The sequence below is a fragment of the Saccharomonospora saliphila YIM 90502 genome (assembly GCF_000383795.1).
In the GTDB taxonomy this organism is placed as follows: domain Bacteria; phylum Actinomycetota; class Actinomycetes; order Mycobacteriales; family Pseudonocardiaceae; genus Saccharomonospora; species Saccharomonospora saliphila.
Genome location: NZ_KB912619.1, coordinates 32,527 through 43,432 on the forward strand (window position 1 = coordinate 32,527; position 10,906 = coordinate 43,432).

The window sequence follows — 10,906 nt, forward strand, 5'->3', positions numbered from 1 at the left end:
GAACGCCCCGTTCGGCGATGGCTCCGGCGAAGCGGACGGGTGGCAGCCGCGCTCGTCGCGCTCCGGCACACCCGAGCAGCGGCGCTCGCCCGACCCCTCCTCCGACGGGCTGGGACACGATTTCCTGCCCCGCCTGAAGCTGCCGCCGTCGCTGGCGCCGCTGGAGTCGCTGTCCGCCGAATCCGGTGGCGAGGGAGAGGACCCTCGGTGGGACGAGACCTTCGACGGAGACGCCGCCACGACGGCGACGCTGTCGGCCGTGCCGTCGGATGTGGCCCCGCCGCCGCGCTTCTCGTCCGAACCGCCCGGCTCCGGTGACGAGCGGCCGGGCCGCCACGGCGACCCCGCTTCCACGGGCGGCGGGCAAGCTCCGGGCGCGGTCCCGGAGGACCCGCCCGAGGACGCGGGCCTTGCCGATCTGCTCGCGCGGGCGCTCGCCGAGCACCAGGCCGGGACCTCCAGCGCCTCGGCCCTGGTGAAGCAGCTCGGTATGGATGACGACTCCGGGAACCGTTCCCGCGTCAACGGCAGACATCGCGGCGAGGGGTGAGTCCGCCTGCCGCCGCCCGGCGGGGCCCACCGTCGTGGCACAGTAGCGACAGCGGCACGACAGTGGGGTCAAGCCAGGACAGTGGAGAGTGGCGTTGTCTGACAGGAGCCCGGCCGGGACCACGGCGGGAGGAATCGGCAGGAGCGAGCACGGCACCGAGGGGGCGGGCACGCCGCGCAGTCCCGAGCAGATCCGGGACGAGCTGGTCGAGGCCGCGGCCGCGCGGGCCGACGATCTCGCCGACCTGATCCGGTTGTACTACCGGCTCGTGCCCGCCGAGGAGATCATCGGTGACGAGCCCGGTGAACTCGTGGGCGCCGTCCGGGCGCATCTCGAACTGGCGCGCCAGCGCGTCCCCGGACGGCCGGTCGTGCGCCTGTTCAATCCGAGCGCGGCCGACGACGGCTGGACGCGCGAGGCGACGGTCATCCAGATCGTCACCGACGACATGCCGTACCTGGTGGATTCGGTCGCCGCCGAGCTGTCGCGCGGCGGGGTGCAGGTCCAGCGCATCCTGCACCCCATCGTCGTGGTCAGCAGGGACGTGACCGGCGCCCTGCTCGAGGTGCACCCGAAGGCCGACGTGGCCGACCCGCCGCCGAACGCGACGGCCGAGTCCTTCATGTACCTGGAGATCGACCCGATCGGTGACCCCACCCGGGCCCGCGAACTGGAGAACAGGCTGTTCTCCGTGCTCAGCGACGTGCGCGAGGTCGTCGAGGACACCGACAAGATGACCGAGGCGGCCCGGTCCGTGGCCGACGGCCTCGAGCGGACGCCACCGCCCGTCGACGCGGAGCAGATCACCGACGGCGCCGCGCTGCTGCGCTGGCTCGCGGCGGGGCACTTCACGTTCCTGGGATACCGGCACTACGAGGTGGTGCCGGACCCGGAGGCGGGCGAACCGGCCCTGCGCGCAGTGCTGGCCTCAGGGCTCGGGGTGCTGCGGCAGGACAGCCTGGCCGCGCGCAGTCTGACCAGGGGACCCGACACCGCCTCCCGCGTGCTCTCGCCCACGCTGCTCGTGCTGACCCACGCCAGCGCGCAGTCCACTGTGCACCGTCCGATCCACCCCTATTACGTGGGCGTGAAGACGTTCGACGACTCCGGCCGGGTCACCGGTGAGCACCGTTTCCTCGGCATGTTCACCTCGTCGGCGCTGCACGAGGACGTCCTGGACATCCCGGTGATCAACCGCAGGGCGCGCGAGGTCATCCACAGGGCGGGATTCCCGCTGGAGTCGTACTCGGGCCAGCGGATGCTGGAGGTGTTGCAGAACTGGCCGCTGGCCGATCTGCTCTCGGCCGATTCCGACTCGCTCTACGCCACCGCCACCGGCGCGATCACCCTGGCCGACCGGAGGCGGTTGCGCCTGTTCCTGCGCACCGATCCGTACGGGCGGTTCTACTCGTGCCTGGTGTTCCTGCCGCGTGACCGCTACACCACCCGCTCGCGGCTGGCCATGCAGGAGGTGCTGCTCGAGGAGCTGGACGGTACGCACCTGGAGTACAGCACGCGGCTCGGCGAGACGTTGCTGGCGCAGGTCCACTTCACCGTGCACACCGACCCGGACGGCACGACCGAGCCGGACACGCTGCGCATCCAGGAGCGGCTCAACGAGGCGGTGCGCACCTGGGACGACTCGATGGTCGAGGCGATCCTCGCCGAGCGCAGGGGACGAGCGGGAAACGGCAAGGCGGTGACGCTGGCCGGGGAGGAGTCGGCCAGTGAGCAGGGCCAGCGGTTCGCCTCGGCGTTCCCGGAGGCCTACAAGGAGGACTTCCCCGCCGAGACGGCGCTGGCGGACCTGCGCGCTCTCGAAACGCTGAGCGGTCCGGACGACCTGCGGATGTCGTTCTACCTGCCCGACGACGCGGCGGCAGGGCAGCGCCGTTTCAAGCTTTACCTGCGTGAGGGGGTCACGCTGTCGGCGTTGCTGCCGATGTTGCAGCACATGGGCGTCGAGGTGGTCGACCAGCGCCCCTACGAGGTCTCGACCGCCGACGGTGTCCAGTGCTGGATCTACGACTTCGGGCTGCGTATCGAACCCAGGGTGCTGGCCGAGCTCGGCGAGCACGCGGAGGGGGACCTGCGCGAGCGGTTCCAGGACGCGTTCGCCGCCGTGTGGCACGGTCAGGCCGAAAGCGACGGGTTCAACGCCCTCGTGCTGCGCGCGGGCCTGACGTGGCGGCAGGTGGCGGTGTTGCGCGCGTATTCGCGCTACCTGCGGCAGGCGGGCACCCCGTACTCGCAGGCCTACATCGAGAGCGCGGTGCTGACCCACACCGACATCGCCACCGAGCTGGTGGGCCTGTTCGAGGCCCGGTTCGACCCCCGCCGCGACGACGGCCACCGCGACGAGCACGTCGACAGCCGGATCGCCGAGATCAACTCCAGGATCGACGCGGTGACGAGCCTGGACACCGACCGCATCCTGCGCAGGCTGCTCTCGGTGATCGTGGCGACCCTGCGGACCAACCACTGGGTCGCCGACGCCGACGGGCAGCCGCGTCCGTATCTGGCGTTCAAGCTCGATCCGCAGCAGGTCCCGGACCTGCCGGAACCCCGCCCCGCCTACGAGATCTTCGTCTGCTCCCCGCGCGTGGAGGGCGTGCACCTGCGGTTCGGCGCGGTCGCCCGGGGCGGGTTGCGCTGGTCGGACCGGCGGGAGGACTTCCGCACCGAGATCCTCGGGCTGGTCAAGGCGCAGGCGGTGAAGAACGCCGTGATCGTGCCGGTCGGGGCCAAGGGTGGTTTCGTGGTCAAGCAGCCGCCCGCGGCGACCGGCGACCCGGGCATCGACCGGGAGCAGCACCAGCGCGAGGGCGTGGCCTGCTACCGCATGTTCATCTCCGGGCTGCTGGATCTGACCGACAACCTCGTGGACGGCGTCACCGTGCCGCCGCCCGACGTGGTGCGCCACGACGGCGACGACAACTACCTCGTGGTCGCCGCCGACAAGGGCACGGCGACGTTCTCCGACCTGGCGAACGAGGTGGCGGCGGGCTACGGGTTCTGGCTCGGCGACGCCTTCGCCTCCGGCGGGTCGAAGGGCTACGACCACAAGGAGATGGGCATCACCGCCCGTGGGGCGTGGGAGAGCGTCAAGCGCCACTTCCGCGAACTCGGCGTCGACACCCAGCGCGAGGAGTTCACCGTCGTCGGGATCGGCGACATGGCGGGCGACGTGTTCGGCAACGGGATGCTGCTCTCCGAGCACATCCGCCTCGTGGCCGCGTTCAACCACCTGCACATCTTCCTCGACCCCGATCCCGACCCCTCGGCGTCCTACGCCGAGCGCAGGCGGCTGTTCGCACTGCCCCGCTCGTCCTGGGACGACTACGACCGCTCGGTGATCAGCGAGGGCGGTGGCATCCACCCGCGCAGTGCCAAGAGCGTGCCGGTGACCCCGCAGGTGCGGCGCGCGCTGGGGCTGCCGGACGAGGTGACCTCGGCCTCGCCCGCCGAGCTGATCCGCGCGATCCTGCTCGCGCCGGTCGATCTGCTGTGGAACGGCGGAATCGGTACCTACGTCAAGGCGGGCGACGAAAGCCACGCCGACGCGGGCGACAAGACCAACGACGCGGTGCGCGTCAACGGTGGCGAGCTGCGGGCGCGTGTCGTCGGCGAGGGGGGCAACCTGGGGCTGACCCAGCGCGGCCGGATCGAGTTCGCCCGCGGCGGCGGAAAGATCAACACCGACGCGCTGGACAACTCGGCCGGCGTCGACTGCTCCGACCACGAGGTCAACATCAAGATCCTGCTCGACCAGCTCGTCACGGCGGGGCGGCTGAGCTGCGACGAGCGGGACGCGCTGCTGGAGCGGATGACCGACGAGGTCGGCGACCTGGTGCTGGCCGACAACTACCGGCAGAACATGGTGCTCGGCGTCAGCAGGGCGCACGCCGCCCCCATGCTGTCGGTCCACCGGCGGCAGATCGCGGAGCTGGAGGCCAAGGGCGCGCTCGACCGCGAGCTGGAGGCACTGCCGAGTGAGGCCGCGTTCGCCGAGCTCGAACACGCCGAGCAGGGGCTGACCTCGCCGGAGCTGGCGACGCTGCTCGCGCACGTCAAGCTGGACCTCAACGATGAGCTGCTCGCCGGTGACCTGCCCGACGCCGACGTGTTCGCGCGGCGGTTGCCGGAGTACTTCCCGGCCCCGCTGCGGCGCGAGTTCGCCCAGGAGATCGGCGACCACCCGCTGCGCAGGCAGATCACCACGACCCTGCTGGTGAACGAGGTGGTCGACGGCGCGGGCGTGTCGTACGCGTTCCGGCTCGCCGAGGAACTCAACGCCACGGCCACCGATGCGGTGCGCGCGTTCGCGGTGGTCACCGGCGTCTACGAACTGCCGGTGCTGTGGCAGGACATCGCGGCACTGGACAACGCCGTGCCCACTGACACCACCGACGCGATGATCCTGGAGACCCGGCGCCTGCTCGACCGGGCCGCCCGGTGGTTCCTCACCAACCGGCCGCAGCCACTCGCGGTGGGCGCGGAGATCAGCCGGTTCGTCGGCGCGGTCTCCGCACTGGTACCGACTCTGAGTGGCCTGCTGCGCGGGGCCCAGGCCGAGGCGGTGGCCCGGGAGATCGGCACGCTGACCGCCCAGGGGGTGCCGGAGGACCTGGCCCGCCGGGTGTCGCTGCTGCTGACCGGCTACTCGCTGCTCGACATCGTCGAGGTCGCCGAGCTGGCCGAGCAGGAGGTCGGTCTCACCGCCGAGCGCAGCCCGGTCGAGACGGCCGAGTTGTACTTCGCGCTGTCCGACCACCTCGGCATGGACCGGATGCTGACCTCGGTCAACGCGCTGGAGCGGGGCAACCGGTGGCACGCGCTGGCACGGCTTGCCCTGCGCGACGACCTCTACTCGTCGCTGAGGGCGATCACGCTCGACGCGCTGCGGCACAGCGACCCGGAGGACAGCGTGGACGACAAGATCGCGCAGTGGGAGCACACCAACTCGTCCCGCCTGGCGCGGGCGCGGAGCACGCTCGACGAGATCGAGCGCTCGGGCAGGCACGATCTCGCGACGTTGTCCGTGGCGGCGCGGCAGATCCGGGGGACGGTGCGCTGAGCGTGGGTGATCGGTGATGGGGGAGTACGTGGCGCTGGTGCGGCCGCGCTGGTCCGACATGGACGCCTTCGGGCACGTGAACCACGCGCGGCTGGTCACGCTGCTGGAGGAGGCCCGGGTGCCGCTGCTGTTCGACGACGCGGCGGGAGTCGGTCTCGGTGAGTTCGCCCGCGGCATGGTGGTGGTGCGGCTCGCCGTGGACTACCGCCGTCCGATCGTGGTGGACGGATCGGAGGTCCGCGTCGAGATGACGCTGGCCGAACTGCGTTACGCCTCGTTCACACTCGACTACCGACTGCGCGCGGGACCGTCCGAACAGGCCCCCGTGGCCGCGACCGCGACGACGGTACTGGCTCCCTACGATGTGAACGCGGCAAGCCCGCGTAGGCTCACCTCGGCGGAACGGGCGTTCTTGGCCGAGCACATCCCGAGTGGAGGGACGGCGTGACCGAGCTGCGGATTCCCGAGGCCACCGACCGGGAGAGCCTGGGCGCGTTCGTGGCGCGGGCGGTCCGGTTGGACGGGCAGGCCGTGGTGCGCCTGCGGACCCGGGCCTCCGGGGTGCTGGAGGCGTGGGTGGCCACGCCGTTCGACGTGCTCGTCACCCGGGCCGTGCACGGCGCGGTGAGCCCGGCCGACGTGAGCGTGTCGGGCTCGGAGCTGCTCGCCGCGCTCACCGTGACCCCGGGCGAGGAGATGGACCCCGGGCCCTCCCGCGACCTGCTGTGGCGCTCCGAACTGCCGCCCGCCACGGCGGCGACGTGGCGGGCCGTGGACCAGCTCCCCGTGCACGTCGTGGCCGACCTCGCCGACCGGGGAGTGGCGCTGGCCCGGGAGAACGTCGGCCCGCAGGGCACGCCTCCGGCGTCGCTGATGGACCAGACCGTGCTCACGGTCACGGGTGACGAGCTGGAGGTCACGGTGCCCATGCGGTGCCTGTTCGCGCTGTCCGGCATGGGCTTCGTGGACTCGTCCGTGCCCGAGGACGTGGTGCGGGTCTCGGCCACCGACGCGTGGCTGCGGCTCGACGCCCGCTACGGGGCGGTGTTGCGCCGCAGGCACGCCCTGCTGCCGCTGCTGTTCTGACCGCACTCCGGCACCGCCCACGAGGTCGCCGCGCCCCCGAGATGTCCGGTACGAGGTTGTCCCGCGCGGGCGGTGCGGCGTCGCTCAGCCGTCGAGCATGTTCCGCATGTGCTCGATCTCGGACGTCTGGGTGGTGATCACTTCCTGTGCCATGTGCAGGGCGGTCGGCTCGACGCCCTGCGGCAGGTAGTCCTCGGCCATCGTCAGCGCACCCTCGTGGTGGGTGATCATGAGTTCGAGGAACAGGCGGTCGAACTCGTCACCCTGGGCCGACCGCAGCTGATCGAGTTGCTCGGGCGTGGCCATGCCGGGCATGAGCTCGTGCCCGCCTTCGTCGCCGTGGCCGCCGTGGCCGTCGTTCCCGTCGACGGCGTCGGCGTGGCGGTCGAGCCAGGCCTCCATGGCCTCGACCTCGCCGGCCTGGGTGACGTCGATGCGCTCGGCCAGCGACCGGACCCGTTCGGTGTCGGTGCGGTCGGGCACCAGCTCGGTCATGACCACGGCCTGCTCGTGGTGCGGGATCATCATGCGCATGTAGTCGACGTCGGCTCCGGTCACGCGCGGCGCCCGCCGGTGCTGGGACGCCTGGCCCTCGTCGACCACGCTCGCCCGCTCGCCCGGCCCCCCTGGCACGATCACGCCGGGCGACTCCACGTCGGCCTCCGGTTCCGAACTGCATCCGGCCAGGCCCGTCGCGACGGCGATCATGACGCCCGCACCCACTACCAGCGCACCTCGCATGCGTGTCAGCGAACAGCCGTCCGGGCGGGCGCGTCAAGGCATGCCCGGATTTCGATGCGAAAAACCCACCGTTCGTCGCTATCGCCCGGTAGTTGTCGACGGCGACAATAACGCGGCTGCTCGCCGAACCAGCGGTGGAAGGAGTGCGTCGCAGTGAACACACGCAGACGTGGACGGTTCGGCACGGTCCTCGCCGGAGCGACGGCGCTGGCGCTCGCGGGGGTGGCCTCCCCCGCGGCCGTGGCGCAGAGCGACGTCCCGGACGTCGACGAGGTCGTGCACAGCCCGAACGTGAGCCAGCTCGCGAACATCCCCAAACAGGCGCCGTTCGACACCCAGAGCGCCTACGGAACCGACATCGCCTTCACCGAGGGGCACGCGATCGTCGGCAACTACGACGGCTTCGTCGTCTATGACGTGCGCAAGCCGCACAAGCCCCGCATCGTCAGCCAGGTGCTCTGCCCCGGCGGCCAGAACGACGTCTCCGTCTCCGGAGACCTGCTGTTCCTGTCCACCGACTACGCGCGCACCAACGACTCGTGCACGTCCGAATCGGCCCCCGCATCGGACGCGGAGTCCTGGGAAGGCATCAAGGTCTTCGACATCAGCGACCTGTCTGCCCCCGAGTACGTGGCGTCGGTGCGCACCGACTGCGGGTCGCACACCCACACGATGGTGCCCGCGCCGGAACGCGACTCGGTGCTGCTGTACGTGTCGTCCTACTCGCCCGCGCCGGAACTGCCGAACTGCCAGCCCCCGCACGACAAGCTCTCGCTCGTCGAGGTGCCGGTGGACGCGCCCGAGCAGGCCGAGCTGGTCTCGGAGCCGGTGCTGTTCCCCGACGGCGGCAACCCCGGCAACGGGTACACGCGCCAGACCACCGGGTGCCACGACCTCACGGCGTACCCGGAGAAGGACCTGATGGCGGGCGCGTGCATGGGTGACGGCGTGCTGCTCGACATCAGCGACCGGATGCATCCCCGGGTCATCGACCGCGTGCAGGACAACGTCAACTTCGCCTTCTGGCACAGCGCGACGTTCAACAACGACGGCAGCAAGGTCGTGTTCACCGACGAGCTCGGTGGCGGCGGCATGGCCACTTGCAACGCGGAGGTGGGCCCGCAGCGCGGCGCCAACGGCATCTACGACCTCAGCGGAAGCGGAGACGCGCGGTCGCTGGAGTTCCGTAGCTACTACAAGATCCCGAGGCACCAGGCCGACACCGAGAACTGCGTGGCGCACAACGGCTCGCTGATCCCGGTCGAGGGCCGCGACATCATGGTCCAGGCCTGGTACCAGGGTGGTGTGTCGGTGTGGGACTTCACCGACTCCGACAACCCGACCGAGATCGGCTACTGGGAGCGCGGCCCGCTCTCGGACGAGAACATGATCACGGGCGGTCCGTGGTCGGCCTACTACTACAACGGCCACATCTACTCGTCCGACATCCAGAAGGGCCTGGACGTGCTGACGATCCGGGACCCGAGGACGGCCCCGGCGAAGTCGGTGCGCTTCGACGAGTTCAACGCCCAGACCCAGCCGTCCTACGGACGGTGACCCACGCCGGTCCGGTACCGCAATGGCGCCGGACCGTCCGGGTCGGGTAAGACGGCAGGGCCGCCCCGGTCCCTCGCGCGGTGCGCGGGTGCCGGGGCGGCCCTGCCGGCCGTCCGGGCGGAGTTCAGTCCCAGCTGTTCATCAAGGAGTGCGCCGCCATCTCCAGGTACTGCCAGAGCTGGCCGCAGTAGGGCTCGGCGATGCCGGACTCGTCGACGGCGACGCGCATGGCGCGCAGCCAGGCGTCCCGCTCGCGGGGCCCGATCTTGAACGGCCCGTGCCGCATGCGCAGGCGCGGGTGCCCGCGCTGGTCGGAGTAGGTGTGCGGGCCGCCCCAGTACTGCATCAGGAACAGCCGCAGACGTTCCTCGGCCGGGCCGAGGTCGGCCTCCGGGTACAGCGGGCGCAGCACCTCGTCGTCGGCCACCTCGGCGTAGAAGCGCGCGACGAGCGTGCGGAAGGTCTGCTCGCCCCCCACCGCGTCGTAGAGCGTCTCGGCTCCCGAGGATTCCTGCGCATTGCTCACGTCTGCCACGCCTCCATTCTGCCGGGGTCGTCAGGCGGTGCCGGTCCCGCCGTCGCGGGAGTTTCCGGTGGGGAAGAACCGGCCCAGCGGCGGCTCGAAGCCCGCGCGCTCCAGTGCCCGCATGATCTCGGCTCGCAGGGACCGCTGGACCGCCCACTGCCTGCCCGGGCGGACCTTCATGGTCACGCGGAGCTGGATGCCCTCCGCGGTCACGTTCTCCACGCCGAGCACCTCGGGCGGTTCCATGACGTCCGGCGCGATCGGCTGCTTGGCGGCGGCCTCCTCGGCGACCTGCTGCAACAGCTCTGTGGCCTTGGTCACGTCGGTGTTGTAGCCGACGGGAATGTCCACCAGCGCGACCGCGTAACCCTGGCTGAAGTTGCCGACGCGGAGCACCTCGCCGTTGCGGACGTACCAGACGGTGCCGTTGAGGTCCCGCAACGTGGTGATCCGCAGCCCCACTGTCTCGATGGTGCCGACGGCCTCACCGACGTCGACCACGTCGCCGACGCCGTACTGGTCCTCCAGCATCATGAAGATGCCGGACAGGAAGTCGCGCACGAGGTTCTGCGCGCCGAACCCGACGGCAACGCCGACGATACCGGCCGAGGCCAGAATCGGTGCCAGGTTGATCCCCAGCTCGCCCAGTACCAGGACGAACGCGAGGCCGAACACCACGAAGCTGGTCACCGACTTCAGTACCGAGCCGATCGTGCGCGCGCGCTGGCGGCGTCGTTCCAGCACCACCGGGCCCAGCACCTCGCTGGCCTGCTCACGGAGCGGTCGCAGCATCGCCGGAACCTTGCCGTTGCCGCCGGACTCGTCGGTGCGAGTCAGCCGGTCGATCAGTTTGCGGACGACCAGGCGGACGAGCACGGCACCGAGGACGATCAGCAGGATGCGCAGGGGCTTGGCCACCAGCCAGTCCGCCGAGGCGGCGAGCCATTCGTTCCCCGTCGCGCGCCAGACCTGGTGGCACCAGGTCCCCGCCTCCTCGATGCACGCGGGCGGATCGGCCAGCAACTCTTCCACTCCGGGGCACTCCTTCCTGACGGACACGCACGTCGGTTCCGGGAAACGGCCTGTACGGCGCGAGAGCGGGCCCGCGCAGGCCCTGTCCGGTCCGGGCGCAACGGTACTCGGACCGGACGGGTGGCAGAACGCACGTGCATTCTCGGTGCCGAGTGTGGTCGACTTGTGTCGACCAGGGCTGCACCGTGGAGGTGGTCGAGTGCCTGACCGACAACCCGGCCCCCACGGCGTCCGCGCCCGGCAGCACGCCGGGACGACGCCGGAGGTGATGCTGTGCGCGCCGCCTGTGGGCGCGAGTCCGGGTGCCAGCGGACCCACGCCGACCGGGCCACCGGCG

7 protein-coding genes and 1 pseudogene are annotated in these 10,906 nt (G+C 71.1%); 5 read left to right on the top strand and 3 right to left on the bottom strand.

Features of this window, described 5'->3' with window-relative positions:
* The 4 genes and pseudogenes from SACSA_RS25620 to SACSA_RS0102850 all read left to right on the top strand — a co-directional run.
* Positions 1 to 550 (top strand): annotated as a pseudogene (locus SACSA_RS25620) (hypothetical protein); the annotation flags it as partial.
* A 133-nt stretch (positions 551 to 683) separates the two neighbouring features.
* A complete protein-coding gene (locus SACSA_RS0102840; protein ID WP_028661470.1) occupies positions 684 to 5,627 on the top strand; it encodes an NAD-glutamate dehydrogenase in 4,944 nt (1,647 codons plus the stop codon).
* Between the two features lie 16 nt (positions 5,628 to 5,643).
* Positions 5,644 to 6,075 carry an acyl-CoA thioesterase gene (locus SACSA_RS0102845; protein ID WP_019813328.1) on the top strand — a complete coding sequence of 144 codons (432 nt, stop codon included), beginning with the start codon at positions 5,644 to 5,646 and terminating at the stop codon, positions 6,073 to 6,075.
* Complete coding sequence (locus SACSA_RS0102850) at positions 6,072 to 6,713, top strand: hypothetical protein (protein WP_019813330.1); 642 nt, start codon at positions 6,072 to 6,074, stop codon at positions 6,711 to 6,713. Before SACSA_RS0102845 ends, SACSA_RS0102850 begins: the two co-directional genes overlap by 4 nt.
* An 84-nt stretch (positions 6,714 to 6,797) precedes the next feature.
* Here the strand turns inward: SACSA_RS0102850 and SACSA_RS0102855 are convergent, their stop codons facing one another.
* A complete protein-coding gene (locus SACSA_RS0102855) occupies positions 6,798 to 7,454 on the bottom strand; it encodes a DUF305 domain-containing protein (RefSeq protein ID WP_028661471.1) in 657 nt (218 codons plus the stop codon).
* A 153-nt stretch (positions 7,455 to 7,607) separates the two neighbouring features.
* On the opposite strand from SACSA_RS0102855, the gene SACSA_RS0102860 reads away from it, so the two are divergent.
* Positions 7,608 to 9,011: an LVIVD repeat-containing protein gene (locus SACSA_RS0102860; RefSeq protein WP_019813332.1), complete on the top strand. Its 1,404-nt coding sequence runs from the start codon at positions 7,608 to 7,610 to the stop codon at positions 9,009 to 9,011.
* A gap of 124 nt (positions 9,012 to 9,135) precedes the next feature.
* On the opposite strand, the gene SACSA_RS0102865 is transcribed toward SACSA_RS0102860, so the two are convergent.
* Together SACSA_RS0102865 and SACSA_RS0102870 are read right to left on the bottom strand one after the other, a co-directional pair.
* Entirely contained in the window at positions 9,136 to 9,537 is a 402-nt protein-coding gene (locus SACSA_RS0102865; RefSeq protein WP_019813333.1) for a globin, read from the bottom strand.
* A gap of 30 nt (positions 9,538 to 9,567) precedes the next feature.
* Complete coding sequence (locus SACSA_RS0102870) at positions 9,568 to 10,569, bottom strand: mechanosensitive ion channel family protein (RefSeq protein WP_019813334.1); 1,002 nt, start codon at positions 10,567 to 10,569, stop codon at positions 9,568 to 9,570.
* Positions 10,570 to 10,906 lie beyond the last annotated feature (337 nt).